This is a genomic window from Shewanella colwelliana (assembly GCF_001735525.1).
Classification (GTDB): Bacteria; Pseudomonadota; Gammaproteobacteria; order Enterobacterales; family Shewanellaceae; genus Shewanella; species Shewanella colwelliana.
The window spans coordinates 97,703-113,631 of sequence record NZ_MCBT01000018.1 but is presented as its reverse complement, the minus strand read 5'-3'; the positions used below and the strand labels follow the sequence as shown (position 1 = coordinate 113,631).

The window sequence follows — 15,929 nt, the reverse complement described above, 5'->3', positions numbered from 1 at the left end:
GCTGTCGATAGGAAAATGAATGGCCATTAAAGTATTAGTTGTCGATGATTCGAGTTTTTTTCGCCGCAGAGTCAGTGAAATCGTTACTAAAGATCCAGATTTAGAAGTGGTTGGTACTGCGGTGAATGGTGCTGAAGCGGTTAAGCTAGCAGAGCAGTTGAAGCCGCAAGTCATCACTATGGACATTGAAATGCCTGTGATGGATGGTATTACTGCTGTACGTGAGATTATGGCTAAATGTCCTACGCCAATTTTGATGTTCTCTTCGTTAACTCATGATGGCGCCAAGGCGACTTTAGATGCATTAGAAGCTGGGGCGCTAGATTTCCTACCAAAACGCTTTGAAGATATTGCGACCAACAAAGATGACGCAATTATCTTATTGCAACAGCGCATTAAAGCGTTAGGAAGGCGACGTGTATTCCGGCCTATTCAGCCAAGAACGCCAACACCGACACCAATCACCTCTCGGCCTTCAACATCTCGCGAGACAGCGCCAGCATCACGTCCTCCAGTGCGTGCGACCGCGCCTCAACGAGCCAGTGGTAAAAAGTACAAGATATTACTTATTGGTACGTCTACTGGTGGACCTGTCGCTTTGCAGCGAATCTTAACTAAACTTCCAGGGAATTACCCTCATCCAATTTTGTTGATTCAGCATATGCCTGCGGCATTTACGCCAGCCTTTGCTGGTCGACTCAATGGGTTGTGTGCTATCGATGTAAAAGAAGCCCAGAACGGTGATCAACTCAGGCCTGGTTGCGCTTATTTGGCGCCCGGTGGGATGCAGATGATGGTTGAACGCGGTGGTACTCACGGCAGAATAAAAATTGTTGCGGGTAGTGCTGACATGAATTACAAACCTTGTGTCGATATCACCTTTGCCTCTGCGTCTAAACTGATGGGCTCGGAGATTTTGGCCGTTGTCTTAACAGGCATGGGGGCTGATGGGCGTGAAGGCGCTCGGATGCTCAAATCAGCGGGTGCCACTATCTGGGCTCAGGATGAGGCGAGTTGTGTTGTTTACGGTATGCCTCAAGCCGTCGCATCTGCGGGATTGTCGACACAATCTATTGCGCTTGAAGATATGGCTGAATCCATTATTAGAGAAACCGCTCGTGGCTAACAAGCAAAAAGGCATGAGTACGCTCATGCTGCTTGTGTTATTTTTGATGTTAGTTAGCACTGTTGTCACGGGATCGCTGTATCTCGATATGCGCCATAAAAACCGCCTGTTACTCTCTGAGATTGAACAGCTTAAGAAAACCCAAGTACTTTTGATGGTGCCAGACGAACAGGCAAAGGCTGTTGCTGAATGGATGGCATCTAATCCTGACGCAACAAAGTCGTTGCTTTCTCAAGCTAAGCCAGGTGAACAAACCTCCGTTGAAATAGGACCAGGTGTTACATCCACAGAGCAATCTAAGTCTAAAGCGCTTAACGATAGAGATAGCCCATCTTTATTGATTTATCCTGCACCAGATATGCAGTCGACTGAGCCAGTTACAGTGCTAACTGACGACATTGAGTTGATCGATGCGGCTTCTACGACGACCGATAATAATATGTTAGGTAGTAAAACGGATGTAAACCCCGATCAAGTTGACAATTTGACGAGTTCGCAGCCAGTAAAGCTGTCTGAAAACCAAGATGGTGTTAAAGTAATAAGTCTGCCACATGGCGGAATACGGGTAACGACTCGTGAAGATAATTAGAACAGTAAGAGCTAGCACTTTGGTGAGTTAATTAAGGGGTTATTTTTGAAAGTCTGGACCATAGCAAATCAAAAAGGTGGTGTGGGTAAAACAACCACTGTTGCCAGCCTTGCAGGGGCTTTGGCAAAGCGTGGTCAGCGCGTACTCATGATTGATACCGATCCTCATGCCTCTTTAGGTTATTATCTTGGCGTCGACTCGGAAGAGGTTCCAGCATCGCTTTACGACCTGTTTCTTAAACATAAACAATTATCTAAAGACTTAGTCATCTCTCACATTGTGCCAACTAAAGTTGACGGAATTGAGTTATTGCCCGCAACGATGGCGTTGGCAACGTTAGACCGCTCGTTAGGTCATCAAGGCGGTATGGGGCTTATTCTTAAGAAGTTATTGACCTTAGTTGAAGACAACTATGATGTGGCATTGATCGACTGTCCGCCAGTACTCGGGGTGTTAATGGTGAATGCTCTGGCGGCGAGCCAGCATATTATCATCCCTGTGCAGACTGAATTTTTGGCCATTAAGGGCCTAGATAGAATGATAAAAACGATGACCTTAATGGGGCGTTCAAAGAGCACTACCTATAGTTATACGATTATTCCGACCATGTATGACAGGCGCACCAAAGCCTCTCCTTTAGCGTTAAATCAATTGGGAGAAGAGTACGGTGATACATTGTGGCCAGATGTTATTCCGGTGGATACTAAGTTTAGAGATGCAAGCCTTGCACACTTGCCAGCATCGCATTATGCGGGTAACACCCGAGGTGTCAAAGCATACGACAGGTTGCTAGATTATCTACTCTCTAAGGAGTTTGCGCATGTCAAACTCAGTTGATGAAGCAGTATTTGATTATTTCGCTCTGCTGCTTACAGAAGAGGATGTAGTTGAGGATGTCGCAGACGAGGCGGCTAAGAATATTAAGCCTATTATACCTCATGCTGCGCAGACTACTTTAGCTGCAACACCAGTTAAAGGTGACAAGGTGCTAGGTCAACAGCAGGTCAAATTGGCCGAGCAGCTTCAACGGGCGCCTGTCCCTGCAGCCAGTAAACCAAGTGTTGCAACAAAATCAGCATCATCGTTAGACAAACGAGCGTTGGAGCAATTATTGTCGGCCGTTTCCGCGCCCCCAACAGCACAGATCGACAAGCCTATAGAGGCGGTACAGACTAAGACTAAGGTTGCTGATGAAGCAATCGTGATTTCGAAAATAAAACAAACAGTTGTTGAGCCGCAAATAGAAGAAAAGATTGAAACTTCAGCTACTATTAAAGTTGAAGCGAAAGCGGTCGATGAACAAGTTACTGAGCAGCAACTTGAAACCCAAACGGGTATTACGCCACCGGGTATCACTGAAAGTTTAGTTGAGCAGTTAGATGAAGAGTTTCAGGTACTTTTTTTCAAAGTGGCAGGGCTCACATTGGCCGTCCCACTGGTTAGTTTAGGTGGCATCGTAAAAATTGAACGTGTAAATCATATTATGGGACGCCCAGAATGGTATCTTGGTGTGCAAACTCATCGCGAGTCTCAGCTAAATGTCGTTAATAGTTGTGCGTGGGTTATGCCGGAAAAATATGATGATACACTGGCGCAATCCGTTGATTACCAATATATTGTACTATTAGAAGATAGTAATTGGGGGCTAGCGTGCGAATCACTGGTTAACTCGGTTAAGATTTTGAAGTCCGAGGTTAATTGGCGTACAAAAGCCGGAAAACGGCCTTGGTTAGCGGGCGTGGTTAAAGAGCAGATGTGCGGCATATTACATGTGCAAGCATTGATTGAATTGTTGAATCTAGGATTAGGTAGTCAGGACTCTATTGGCTGAGGTTTATATGGCAGATGCAAAAAACGTAGCGGCAGTAGCTGCTGGTAAAGATGATGAAGTGTTGCAGTGGGTAACCTTCCGTTTAGATAATGAAACCTACGGTATCAACGTAATGCAGGTGCAAGAGGTATTACGTTATACCGAAATTGCACCGGTGCCTGGGGCGCCACATTATGTGCTTGGTATTATTAACCTACGTGGCAACGTTGTGACGGTGATTGACACCCGTTCTCGTTTTGGTTTGATGTCATCAGACGTTGATGATTCAACGCGTATTGTGATTATTGAAGCCGAAAAACAAGTAATTGGTATTCTTGTCGATAGCGTTGCTGAAGTGGTTTATCTACGTGGTTCTGAGATAGATAATGCACCGAATGTAGGCACTGAAGAGAGCGCTAAGTTTATCCAAGGTGTGAGTAATCGTGATAATGAGCTGCTTATTTTGGTTGATTTAGATAAGCTTTTGTCTGATGAAGAGTGGATGGATCTCGCGCAATTATAAATGGTGAATACTGTTAGCCATCGAGGTTATTAGCCTCGGTGGCGTTTTATTGCGTGGTCTTTACGGTGATGAGCATAATGCGAGTCGTTATGGTCACCAGGCTGGAAACTGGAGTGGTAACTTTTCATGATTGGCGATGAATTATTGATCGCGGCTTTGCTCTATGTCATAGCCTGTTTGGGGCTGGTGCTTTATCAGCAGAAACAAACCCGAAAACTGCAAGCAAAAATAGAAGCATTAACACTACTGGTAAAAGAGAGTGACCGTCAAAGAGAGGCGGTAAAGCGTGAGCTGCAAGAGCTACGCACAGGAACTATTGGTGTTGGGCGTCGCATGTTAGAACTTGAAAAGCGAGTTGCTAAACAAGATGCACGTATCGATGAAACTAATCAACAAGATCCCCAAGCCCGACTTTATTCTCGTGCCATGAAAATGGTTGCGTTGGGGGCCGGTGTCGAAGAATTAGTTAAAGAGTGTGAGTTGCCCAAGGCGGAAGCCGAATTACTGCTTAGATTACATAGCAAAGCGTAATATTTTAATACCAAGTTAATATAAAGATGTCAGCACTCAGCGAGAATTTAGCGCTTATCAGGCAAGGCCCTTAATTGCTCCTATCCATATAGTCGTGCATTAAGGGCATTCACAACATCCTTGTTGATTGCAACGAGTGAAGAGCCTAGTTGAACTAGGGTCAAGCTTATTAACGCGGCATCGAAAGCGCTAAGACTAGCCTGTTAGGCGTGTTTTTGACTTCCTACTTCTGCGTTGAACGGCCTCATAAGGGAGCAAGCATGCCGTCGTCCATTCGCCTTGAATTAGTTGTCAAAGTACACGGTGAGTCGATCACTTTCTTATACTGATTGCTATAAAGGCCTAGTATTAATATGCTGGGCTTCTTTCACTGAGTCATACTTATCTAGCGTCTATACCTGCTCCGCTATTTTTTGATGCATATTGTCCCATCTCTCGGGAAATTTTCCATCTAGCACATAAGCAAAGGCGATCAGCTCTGCAATAAGCTGATAAAGTTCTTTAGGGATCTCTTCGCCAATCTCTAGCATTTGCAAAAATTGACTCAGGTTGGCATCGCGATGAATATGAATGCCAGCCTCTTTGGCCAACGCTATAATCTCTTGGGCAACTAAATCCTCACCTTTCGCGGTCAGTGTTGGTGCACCATCACCTGTGTAACTGAGTGCAGCGGCTTGAGTCGATGTTTCGTTTGGCTGATTTTTGTCTGTATCTGGTTGCATACTGCCCTCAACTTTTCAATATGATGTCTGCTATGCGCACAAGTGCTAATACCGACTGAGCTTGAATGAGAGTCAAACCTTTAGCTTCACTAAATAGTGCTCGCCTGGTAATAAACTTGCGGGCAAGACACTTTTTTGTGTGGTTATCGGTTTTGGCTCAAAGCCTATTTGAGTCAGCTTGTGTGTTAGTGCGTCCGACTTATTAGTTATAGCTGTAAGCAACTGTTCACTGTCAGAAGTAAAACCGAGTGACACTTGCTGCTGTTTAACTTCTGCTTTAATCAATACCGCTCCAAGAGTTAAATGAAACTTGAGTTGTAAGCGCCAGTAATCTTTCTTTTGATGGTCTTGGTTGTCTTGTTCAAAATGCCCCTCAAACTCCTCTTGGCGTTCATCAATCATATAGGGCAGGGTGAAATACCACTGAGTATTTGTTGTACTGTCTGTTGAAGCTTGTTGGTATAAATTAAGCCCTGAAACCAATTTACCAAGGGATTCAGTCGCCCCCGCTTTATCGAGCATATTGAGTAAAGTTGAACGTATGCCAAGTTGCTGCTGTATCTGTTTTAACTGAGCACTTAATGCCTGACTGCTAGGAGTAGATTGTTGTCTGCCGAGCAGTAATTGAAATAACAGCGCGATGGTACCGCCGTGACTAGCATTTAATGCGTTCATCTGGCTGGGGGCCGATATACCTCTGAAGCTATCTATAAGCTCGGTTTTTAACATGTTAGTAGCAGCTAAGTCGGTGAGCGGTCTTGGAAAGGCCAGCGGAAACGCTATTTTTAATAAAGACAGTAGTGATTGTTGACTTGTGGTTTGCTCCGTTTGTAGCGCTTTAGGCCCTATATGGTTGAGTAGGTGCTTGAGTCCTCTGTGCAGAGGTTTAGTGGTTGGCGCCCCTTGGCTCTGCTCTGTATTGACCGTCAAACCGTTCGTTGATTTAGCAACAGGGTTAGCGTTGCTTTGCGTATGCTTAAGATTTGCCGTAGGTGATATGACTAAGTTGTCAGCACTGCCCCCAAGTGCTTCAGCTCCCTTGAACGTTTGCGCCATAGCGTCGACCGTTTGTTGGGGTAAAGGACTCTGGTTCGTCAATGGCTGAGTCAATTGGCCGGTTATCTGGCTGATCAACTTGAAAAGAGGAGTGTTCACTAACGCTGGCTGCTGCAATGCAAAGCTTGTGGTCGATAGAAGTGAAATACTGGCTACGGAAGGCCCGTTTCCCGCCTTAACTGGGCCTGGTAAAACGTCCACTGGCAAGGTGCCTCTTTGAGTCAACCCAATGGTATTAGATGACAATGAAGCTACTTCAGCTTTGTTGAGTGGCTGTGCAAGCGCGCTGAGTTGACTCTTGCTCAGTGACTGCTTGGCTAATTCGCGGTTTAGGCTAATGTAAGTACTCGCTAATGACGCCTTATTGATTAAGGCCGACATAGAAGAAGGCTTTGACTGTGTTGAGTTGTACGTATCTGTCCCTAATGCTGGCGATAAAGTGACGTTCGCTTGAGCAAGCAACGGTGATAGGGTAAGAGCAAGTGTGTTATTTTGCAGGGTTATTGTCGCTAAGTAACGCCCATTGCTGATTGCATCACCTGGCACAGTAAAGTGCAATGACTGACCAATTGTGGCTTTATTGCCTATGATGCTGGCTTCTCCAAGCTGATACCCTTGTGGACGCATTGCAAGCTGTTGTAATTGACTCTGGTCGATTTGATTTCCTTTTATATAGGCTAAAATAGAGCGAGGGAGCTCGATAGTGGTAGCCGTGCCGAAGGTTTTCAATAACGCGCTTATGCTTTGCTCAAGGCTCGCCTGCTGTTGAATAAGGGTTGTGGCCATGGGTTGTTCGCTAGCGAGTTTGATAAGGCTTCTATCTGTTGCTAGTAAATAACGGATATCTAGTGCTTGCTGGTTGAGAACGAGTGTGTCTTTATTAGTCGAAAATTGAATATTAGTCGGAATTAATTTTTCAATCGGCAGATTAGATGACGCAGTTGAATTTTGCCCAGTTGCGATTGCCGTTAAGGCTGGATTGATGCTCGACTGGCTCACAAATTAGCTCCCAATTTAGGTAATTAACACAACAGTATTTACAAAATTCAATTTGACCTATTCATTTTGCTGAGTATCCTTAGCCGTCTGAAACGGAAAATCAAACTGAGTAGTCTAGTATTACTACTATATCGTCACTTTTAGCCATTAGCTTTAACCGATAGGTAATACTAATTAGGAATCAAAGTTATATGAAGTGTAAATGGATTACGTTGAGTCTGCTGGTGTTTGTTGCATCGATTAAGGTGCAAGCGGCTGAGCAAAATGAGCAAGGTGCAATGGATAGCGCCGAAACGGTAGTTATTACCTATAATGATCCCCGTGACCCTATCGAGGGCTTTAACCGGGCGATGTGGGATTTTAACTATCAGTTTATGGACAGATATCTATATCGTCCTGTTGCGCATACCTATAATGATTACTTACCGCGGCCAGTTAAAACCGGTGTGAACAATTTTGTGCACAATTTTGAAGAGCCTAGTTCAATGGTCAACAATGCTTTGCAAGGCAAGTGGATGTGGGCGGTTAATGCGGGAGGGCGTTTCACCATCAATACCACATTGGGCCTTCTTGGTGTGGTTGACGTTGCGGACATGATGGGAATGCCGCGTAAGCAAGATGAGTTCAACGAAGTACTGGGTTATTATGGTGTGCCAAATGGCCCCTATTTTATGGCGCCATTTCTTGGCCCCTATGTTACGCGAGAATTAGCGTCAGACTGGGTTGATGGACTATATTTCCCATTATCCGAACTCACCATGTGGCAATCATTGGTTAAATGGGGTCTTAAAAACCTGCATAAACGCTCATCGGCAATTGATCAGGAGCGATTGGTCGACAATGCACTAGATCCTTATACATTTGTCAAAGAAGCTTACTTGCAACATATTGATTATAAAGTATATGATGGAGATGTCCCCAATACGACTGACGACGATGAGTTGCTTGACGAATATATGAAAGAGCTTGATTAACTTCAAATGACCTAGCTATATAGATTAGGAAACCGACGCTGTCGCAGTGTCGGTGAGGGAGAGGGAATTGCTAACTCAGGTTGTTGACGTAAACTTAAGCCATAAGGATGTTACATGGCATTAAAAGACCTCAGTATTTTGTTAGTAGAAGACGACCCCGTTTTTCGTAGTATCGTTGCGGCTTTTTTATCTAACCGTGGCGCCCAGGTTGTCGAAGCCGATGATGGTCAGCAAGGTTTAGAGCGTTTTAGCCAGAGTGATTTTGACGTTGTGTTAGCAGATTTAAGTATGCCTATCTTAGGTGGACTCGACATGCTAAAACAGATGATTAAACGTAAACCTAATACGGTAGCGATAGTTATCTCTGGAAACCAAGTGATGGCGGATGTGGTAGAGGCCTTGCGAGTAGGCGCCGTCGACTATCTCGTCAAACCCGTCAGTGATCTGTGCATCATCGAAAATGCAATTCTACAAAACCTTAGTGGCTCACTAGAACAAGATGTGAAAATTGACGATCTTGAAGAGCTTTCCTATCAAGAGCTTGAAGAGCACCTAAGCTTGTTAGAGCAAAATGCTCAGGCGGCAAAAAGTGTTCAACAGCAGTTATTCCCACCATCTGAAATCGACTATCCCAAAGCAAAAATTGATTACAGCTTATTCAAGTCAGATGAAGTGAGTGCCTATTTTATTGATAGCGCCAACGTTGGTGATCAATACTTAATCATGTATATGGCGCACTTTCATCCGCAAGATAATCGTGCAGCATTTGCCAGCGTGCTATTAAAAAGCTTCGTCAATCAAAAGTTAAAGCTATTCCGTAATGGCAGTACTCAAACGGTAATCGAACCGTTTAATATGCTCAGCTACCTTAATGAGCGGATGAACAAGTCCGGCTTGGATATCTACGTCGATATTATCTATTCGGTGGTAGAGCTAAGTCATTATCGTGCCTCAATTGCACAAGCTGGTAAGGGATTACGATGTTACATCCGCAACGATGAAGGCTTAATGCCATTAGCGCTGCCAGATTCGCTTCAGTTGGGGATTTTAGAGTGGGGGCAACCTTCTACGCAGTTTAGAAACTTAATGCCAGGAGAGAGCTTGTGTATTGTTTCTAGCATCGCTGAGCATAAGCAGATGTTGCTTGATAACCAATTCCATGGGCTAACCTACGACACCACCACTGCATCAGGCGGCTATGTTCAGATGAGTTTCTAGTCGCAAGGCTAGATATGCGCGCTAACGATACTCTACTGCATAAACAAAAACGCCTCGCTAGTAATAGCGAGGCGTTTTTTATTTTAGGACTTCTAAGCGTAAGAACCTAGAACTTATCTTTTGATTGCTTCATGCTCAGCAGTAACAGCAATCTCTTCTTCTAGTGCTTGCTCTTCAGTGTGGTGGCCATCTTCTGCGCCATGCATCCAATCGACTAACTTATCAGAGATAAAGTAGAGCAGAATACCTGACAGCGCAGCAGTGATAGCGATACCAGCAAAGATAGACATTGCATTAGCAAGTTGCTCTTCTTTCGCGCCGCCGTGTCCAATGAATGAACCAACGATACCACCAATCTTGTTAGCAGCCGCAACAAACAGGAACCATGCACCCATCATTAATGATGCGATACGCAGTGGAGCTAGCTTAGTCACCATTGAAAGGCCGATAGGTGAAAGACATAGCTCACCCATAGTATGGAAGAAGTATGCACCGACTAACCACCACATGCTTGACTTAGCACTTGCATCGCCACCCATTTCAAGTACGGCACCAATCATAAATAGGAAACCGATACCGAGTAGCACAAGACCTAAAGCAAACTTAACTGGAGAGTTAGGTTCGTTTTTGCCTAAGCGTATCCAGATAGAAGCAACGACTGGCGCAAAAATCACAATGAACATCGCGTTCAATGACTGGAACCAAGTTGTTGGTACTTCCCACGAACCGATTGAACGGTCAGTAAAGTCGTTAGTGAATAGGTTCATCAAGCCACCGGCTTGTTCAAAACCAGCCCAGAAGATGATGGTGAAAAGACCCATTATCATGATCACTTTAATGCGATCACGCTCAACTTTTGTCAGTGGTTCTTTACGAACTTCACCAGCGGCTTCAGCTTTCTCTTTTTCAAGTTGAGCGGCAGGGGTTCGACCGATATCACCAAGTAACTTTTGTGCAAAAACAAACTGGATGATTAGTGATAAAACCATACCAATACCAGCACAGATAAAGCCTGCTTGGAAATTACCGTCGAAGTAAGCGACTACTGAACCAACAATGATACCCGAGAGGAATGCACCGACGTTGATACCCATATAGAAGATGGTGAATGCACCGTCTCGGCGGTGGTCGCCTTCTTCATAAAGATCACCAACCATGGTAGAGATGTTTGGCTTAAACAGGCCGTTACCAAGAATAAGTACACCGAGACCGATATAAAACACTTCGGTTTCCATTCCTTGTACCCACGCATGTGGTGTACCAAGAATGAATTGACCCGCTGCCATCAAGGCACCACCAATGATAATGGCTTTACGTTGACCCAAATAGGTATCGGCTAACCATCCACCAATGAGGGGAGTTAAATAAACTAAACCAGTAAATGTACCATAAAGAGAAAGGGCATCAGCTTGGGTCCAACCCATGCCATGGCCGCCATCTGTTTGAACTTTATCAACCAAATACAGCACCAAAATGGCGCGCATTGCATAGTAACTGAAACGTTCCCATAACTCTGTTGTAAACAGCAGGAACAGTCCCTTAGGATGCCCGAGCATCGTACCTTGAGGTTTTGCTACGCTCATGTAAGTCTTCCACCTTCAGCTTGTGATTGCCTACATAACAAAAAATATGTAGAAAAATTGTTGTTGCGAATATTATCAATATCTTATCAAGAACTAGGTAATCATTAATAACTGATTGATCTTGTTTGAAGATCCAGTCTTTTAGGTTGCCTAACTGTTGTAGATTTTTGTTATATTTTAATATTTAGGGTGTAATTTTGTTTGAAACCCATCTTATATACCCTTTTAACCAGTCAAAAGTCAATTTGATTGGATTAAGTGGTGAGGAATTGAGCACTGGTAGACGTGGCATTCACCGCAGATTATCTGGTGTTTAGCTTAATTTATCGCAATAAATTGCGTGGTGGTTATATGATATAAAAAGGTTCAAATAGGTGTTTTCATTTCGTTAGAGTATTTGCTATGATTTCGCCCGTGATTAGGATGTCACTCGTATTATCTCGTTATCATTGCATTACGTGTTAATCATAGCGTCTTGCAATTTTCACTTTAATAGTGATTGTAAGGCCGTGTGGTTCCTACTAATTATTAACGATTAACACTAGGCGCTAAAGGAAGTTATGAAGTCTTGGTATCTTTTATATTGCAAACCCCGTGGCGAGGCCAGGGCACAGCAAAATCTTGCACTTCAGCAAATAGAAACTTATCTTCCCACCATGCCAGAGCAAATTACCAAGGGCGGTAAAACTACCGTTAAGCGTAATCCTTTGTTCCCTTGTTATCTTTTTATCTATTTTGATCCTTTAGAAACCAGTGTCAGTCGAATTCATTCCACTCGTGGCGTCTCACGCATTATTGGCTGTAAAGAAGAGATGACGGCCATTGATGACAGCATTATTCATGCAATTAAAATGCGTGAACATAAAATGCTGCTCAACTTGAAGCTTTCCGCAGATGAGTTCGTTGATGCTCAAGAAATCGAAGCGATCACAAAAGGTGGTAAAGTGAAATTTATAGAGGGGCCCTTTACCGACTTAGAAGGTATTTTCGAAGAATCAAGCGGTGATAAACGTTGCCATATTTTGTTTGAAATTATGGGGCAGCAAAAACGAGTCTCAGTACCAAGAAGTAGCATTAAATCAATTCAAGACCCAGAAATTAAATAATGTTGTGAGTGGTGCTGCTTACTGATCGTAAGCGGTTGAGCTTAAGCGACTAAGTTGCATAGAAAGTGAGTCAGTCGTAATACATAGTCGTAAGTCAAAGACGTAAGGCTTTGTAAGATATTTGCCATAGTGCATCTATTTCCTATAGAGAACAAGCGTTCGCTAAATCTTGATTTACTGATGTTTACTATTTGAGTAATTTGATGAATGTTTGCCCTATGCTGCTGTTATTTTTGATAATTTGTTAGTTATTCGTGTTCAGTTTGATGGGTTGGTGAGTAACTTGAGTGTTACTGCTAGTAAAGTAAACCAAGTGATTATGTGGCAAATGTCACCAAAAGTTTACTCAATGGTGTTTTGCGTTTGAATGGTGCATAAATGAGCAGTATTTGTAATTTACTTCCATTACAATGTGCCGCTGCTATTTTTGCGCATGACATAATGCAAAGGTTCGCATATACGGTTTGCCTAAAAGACTTAACTCAGTTCTCCGCTAGTTCTGAGCACTGAGTTAAGTTTTTTCAGAAGTTTAAAATTAGAATTTTCGCATCGCGAAGGGCAATTTAGGAGCCGCAACCTATGGGCGGTAGCGTGTCTGAAGGGTGATAAAACTGCTCGGTTCAAGGCTGTTTGCCAGCTCTTTGCTAAGAGGGGCTACATCCTGCTAGAGATCAAGCTGAAGAAGCCTCTTTTATTCCTGCTGTGGTTTTACCGTAAGAGTGATGTTCAGTCGATGAATTTACCAGCGCTCCGTATTTAGTAAGCGAAGCGTTAATCCCAGCTGTTAGTTTAATTTTTCAACGGAGATAACCGGTGTTACAACAAACCAAAAAAGTCATAATAACGGCAGTTGCAGCCCTGTTTTTGATGGGGACACAAGCGCAAGCTATTACTCCATCTCCTCAGATGATTGAGCAATTTAAAAACCTTCCCGCGTCTGAGCAGCAAAGACTTGCTCGTCAATATGGTATTGACCCATCAATGCTCGGTGGCTCAGGTCAATCGCAGCCAAAGGTTGAAAATCCTCAGGTTGTGCAACCTCGCGTTACCAATGATGTGGTTGATCACTCTCACGATGCCGCAAACGAATTAAATTTCTCCCAAGATTCGCAAAAAGCTGAACTAGAGCGTTTTGGCTATGAGTTGTTTCAAGGTGAGCCAACAACCTTTGCACCGGTTTCAGATGTGCCAGTACCAAGTGAATACCTAGTCGGGCCTGGTGATTCAATTAAAGTGCAACTTTTTGGTAAAGAGAACAAAGAGTATGACTTAGTCATCAATCGTGAGGGAAGTATTCAATTCCCTGAATTGGGCCCTATTTCTGTAGCGGGTTTAAGTTTTGCAGAGCTCAGAGAGTCGTTAAATCATCGCATTTCGCAGCAGATGATAGGGATTGAGTCAAACATCACTATGGGCGAACTGCGCTCTATTCGAATTTTTATTGCAGGTGATGCTTATAAGCCTGGCTCATATACCGTTTCAAGTTTATCAACTATCACTCAAGCACTGTTCGTTGCCGGAGGTGTCAATGAGATAGGCTCTTTACGCAACATTCAAGTAAAACGCAACGGTAAGTTAGTTGGCACGATGGATCTTTATGACCTACTCATGAGAGGTGATGCATCAGGGGATCTACGCTTACGTTCTGGTGATGTGGTGTTTATCCCGTCAGTGGGTGGCCTTGTAAGCATTACTGGAGAAGTTAGACGCCCAGCAGTATATGAATTAAAGCAAAACGAAACCATCGCTGACATCGTTGCAATGGCCGCGGGCTTAAAGCCCGGAGCATATCCTAAAAGCAGCAGCGTAGAGCGTTATAGCAGCAATGGTTTACGTTCAATTGTAAATGTTGATTTAACCGCACAAACAGGAAAAACAACCAAAGCCAAGTCAGGTGACTTTATCCGCGTAAAGAGTGCATCTAGCCAGTTTGAAGATGCTATAACCGTTGTTGGTGCCGTGGTTAGACCGGGTAAATACCAGTGGTATCAAGGTCAAAAAATCAGTGATTTATTTCCCTCAATATGGGGTGATTTAGCCATTTCAGCTGATCTTAACTATGCCATTATTGTTCGTGAGATTAACCGATATGGCGATATCAAGGTGTTACAGTTTTCGCCTAGCCAAGCGATTGGCGATAAGTTAGCAACGCAAGATTTAACATTACAGCCACGTGACAAGGTAATGTTCTTTAACTACAGCGATGAGACCCAAAATCGTTATGACTTAAACAAGTTAGTTAAACAGCGCGTCAAAAAGGTTACTGCACTGACGGGTGATTCACTAGTTGGCAACGATTTGTTTAAAGCAGGTTTTTCTCAGTTAGACAAAATGGAGCTGGTTAAACGTAGTCAAATTGGTGGCGTAGTGGTTGCCAATGAAGTGGTTGAAGATAAAAACCAGCTTGTTAAAGGTGAAGTCAACAAGATGTTGGCCAATCTGTTTGATGACAAAGAGCTGATAAAGCTCAGTGGTTCCATGAACCGCAGCGAATTGCTTTACCCGGTTGTTGCAAAATTAGCGACACAAGGTACAGCAGAGCAAGGCGCACAAGTTGTTGCTATTAGTGGCAAAGTACGTCATTCAGGGGTTTACCCGTTAAGTGAAGGCGCAAAGGTGAGTGAGCTCATTGCTGCAGCGGGTGGACTAACTGAAGGCGCTTATACTACTCGAGCTGAATTGACCAGTACTATGATTGCTGACGGTTCATCGTCTGTACGTCATACTAATATTGATTTAAATGCAGCAATCGCAGGTGATGTGAGTGCCGATGCTCAATTACATTCGCGTGATATCTTGACTGTGATGACAACACCAGACTGGCAAGAGAATAAATCGGTCGAAATACGCGGCGAAGTTAAATTTCCTGGTATTTATAATATCAGACGCGGCGAAACCTTAGCAGACGTGCTCGCCCGTGCTGGAGGGATGACAGAGTATGCTTATCTACCTTCGTCGGTATTTGTGCGTGAATCTGTGCGTCAGCAAGAGCAGCTAGAAATCAAAAAGCTTGCCGATCAACTAAGACGTGATATTGCAACGCGCGGTGTATCTAAAGACGGCAACGTGGTTAATTATAGCGATGCACAGATGATGCTGACTGACCTTGAGAATATCCAGGCAATGGGGCGTTTAGTGGTCGACCTTTCGGCCATTTCAGTGGGTATCGAGCAGGCTGATTTGCAGCTAGAAGACAAAGATGTGCTGTATGTTCCCTCAACCAAACAGACTATTGCTGTAATGGGGGAAGTACAACACGCCGCTACCCACAGATATAAAGATGGCTTAACGCTAGACCAATACCTAGCCATGTCTGGTGGCCCACGCCAGCGCGCCGATGATGACCGTACCTATGTGATTAAAGCAAATGGCTCAGTCATGATGCCAAGCCGCTCAATGTGGTTTAGTGGCGAAAGCAACTTGCAACCAGGCGATACCATCATTGTACCGCTTGATACTGAATACAAAGATAGCTTAACTCTATGGACACAAGTCACTGGCATCATCTACAACACCGCTGTTGCAATCTCGGCAATATCGGGACTCTAGTGCGGAGCGCTAGATAGACGCTGCTAGGACGTGACTTCGTCACTGCGAGAGCGCTTCGCTTCTAGATCATAAAAGCAGAATCTTTGGCTCCACTGTTGGCTGCACTATAGCAGGCCAAAGGCCGCTCTAGCCGCGTAGCGTCC

The 15,929-nt window shown here is 44.0% G+C and carries 13 protein-coding genes; 10 read left to right on the top strand and 3 right to left on the bottom strand.

Features of this window, described 5'->3' with window-relative positions; translation table 11 throughout:
• Positions 1-19: 19 nt before the first annotated feature.
• The 6 genes from BEL05_RS07200 (at position 20) to BEL05_RS07175 (ending at position 4,579) form a co-directional block, all read left to right on the top strand.
• A complete protein-coding gene (locus BEL05_RS07200; protein ID WP_028765194.1) occupies positions 20-1,126 on the top strand; it encodes a protein-glutamate methylesterase/protein-glutamine glutaminase in 1,107 nt (368 codons plus the stop codon).
• Entirely contained in the window at positions 1,119-1,715 is a 597-nt protein-coding gene (locus tag BEL05_RS07195) for a hypothetical protein (RefSeq protein ID WP_083250319.1), read from the top strand. The genes BEL05_RS07200 and BEL05_RS07195 overlap by 8 nt, the downstream gene beginning before the upstream one ends.
• Positions 1,716-1,760: 45 nt before the next feature.
• Positions 1,761-2,552 carry a ParA family protein gene (locus BEL05_RS07190; RefSeq protein ID WP_028765192.1) on the top strand — a complete coding sequence of 264 codons (792 nt, stop codon included), beginning with the start codon at positions 1,761-1,763 and terminating at the stop codon, positions 2,550-2,552.
• Positions 2,536-3,546: a chemotaxis protein CheW gene (locus BEL05_RS07185; protein ID WP_069670750.1), complete on the top strand. Its 1,011-nt coding sequence runs from the start codon at positions 2,536-2,538 to the stop codon at positions 3,544-3,546. Before BEL05_RS07190 ends, BEL05_RS07185 begins: the two co-directional genes overlap by 17 nt.
• A gap of 7 nt (positions 3,547-3,553) precedes the next feature.
• Complete coding sequence (locus tag BEL05_RS07180; RefSeq protein ID WP_028765190.1) at positions 3,554-4,048, top strand: chemotaxis protein CheW; 495 nt, start codon at positions 3,554-3,556, stop codon at positions 4,046-4,048.
• 129 nt (positions 4,049-4,177) lie between these two features.
• Positions 4,178-4,579 (top strand): DUF2802 domain-containing protein, encoded by a 402-nt coding sequence (locus BEL05_RS07175; RefSeq protein ID WP_028765189.1) that lies wholly within the window; start codon positions 4,178-4,180, stop codon positions 4,577-4,579.
• Positions 4,580-4,971: 392 nt separating this feature from the next.
• Here the strand turns inward: BEL05_RS07175 and BEL05_RS07170 are convergent, their stop codons facing one another.
• Together BEL05_RS07170 and BEL05_RS07165 are read right to left on the bottom strand one after the other, a co-directional pair.
• Entirely contained in the window at positions 4,972-5,301 is a 330-nt protein-coding gene (locus BEL05_RS07170; protein ID WP_069670749.1) for an EscU/YscU/HrcU family type III secretion system export apparatus switch protein, read from the bottom strand.
• A gap of 72 nt (positions 5,302-5,373) precedes the next feature.
• Entirely contained in the window at positions 5,374-7,356 is a 1,983-nt protein-coding gene (locus BEL05_RS07165) for a hypothetical protein (RefSeq protein WP_069670748.1), read from the bottom strand.
• Positions 7,357-7,547: 191 nt separating this feature from the next.
• Between BEL05_RS07165 and BEL05_RS07160 the strand changes: the two genes are divergently transcribed.
• Both BEL05_RS07160 and BEL05_RS07155 read left to right on the top strand, forming a co-directional pair.
• Entirely contained in the window at positions 7,548-8,330 is a 783-nt protein-coding gene (locus BEL05_RS07160) for an MlaA family lipoprotein (RefSeq protein WP_028765186.1), read from the top strand.
• A 114-nt stretch (positions 8,331-8,444) separates the two neighbouring features.
• Entirely contained in the window at positions 8,445-9,548 is a 1,104-nt protein-coding gene (locus BEL05_RS07155) for a response regulator (RefSeq protein WP_069670747.1), read from the top strand.
• A 113-nt stretch (positions 9,549-9,661) separates the two neighbouring features.
• Here the strand turns inward: BEL05_RS07155 and BEL05_RS07150 are convergent, their stop codons facing one another.
• Positions 9,662-11,131, bottom strand: coding sequence for a peptide MFS transporter (locus BEL05_RS07150; RefSeq protein ID WP_069670746.1), 1,470 nt, complete (start codon positions 11,129-11,131; stop codon positions 9,662-9,664).
• 560 nt (positions 11,132-11,691) lie between these two features.
• On the opposite strand from BEL05_RS07150, the gene rfaH reads away from it, so the two are divergent.
• A complete protein-coding gene (gene rfaH / locus BEL05_RS07145; RefSeq protein ID WP_069670745.1) occupies positions 11,692-12,237 on the top strand; it encodes a transcription/translation regulatory transformer protein RfaH in 546 nt (181 codons plus the stop codon).
• Positions 12,238-13,050: 813 nt separating this feature from the next.
• Entirely contained in the window at positions 13,051-15,786 is a 2,736-nt protein-coding gene (locus BEL05_RS07140) for an SLBB domain-containing protein (RefSeq protein ID WP_069670744.1), read from the top strand.
• Positions 15,787-15,929: the final 143 nt, after the last annotated feature.

Coding starts and splice junctions, on each gene's coding strand:
- BEL05_RS07180 (WP_028765190.1), top strand. CDS start 3,554: ATGGCAGATGCAAAAAACGTAGCGGCAGTAGCTGCTGGTAAAGATGAT.
- BEL05_RS07160 (WP_028765186.1), top strand. CDS start 7,548: ATGAAGTGTAAATGGATTACGTTGAGTCTGCTGGTGTTTGTTGCATCG.
- BEL05_RS07200 (WP_028765194.1), top strand. CDS start 20: ATGGCCATTAAAGTATTAGTTGTCGATGATTCGAGTTTTTTTCGCCGC.
- BEL05_RS07155 (WP_069670747.1), top strand. CDS start 8,445: ATGGCATTAAAAGACCTCAGTATTTTGTTAGTAGAAGACGACCCCGTT.
- rfaH (WP_069670745.1), top strand. CDS start 11,692: ATGAAGTCTTGGTATCTTTTATATTGCAAACCCCGTGGCGAGGCCAGG.
- BEL05_RS07185 (WP_069670750.1), top strand. CDS start 2,536: ATGTCAAACTCAGTTGATGAAGCAGTATTTGATTATTTCGCTCTGCTG.
- BEL05_RS07170 (WP_069670749.1), bottom strand. CDS start 5,301: ATGCAACCAGATACAGACAAAAATCAGCCAAACGAAACATCGACTCAA.
- BEL05_RS07150 (WP_069670746.1), bottom strand. CDS start 11,131: ATGAGCGTAGCAAAACCTCAAGGTACGATGCTCGGGCATCCTAAGGGA.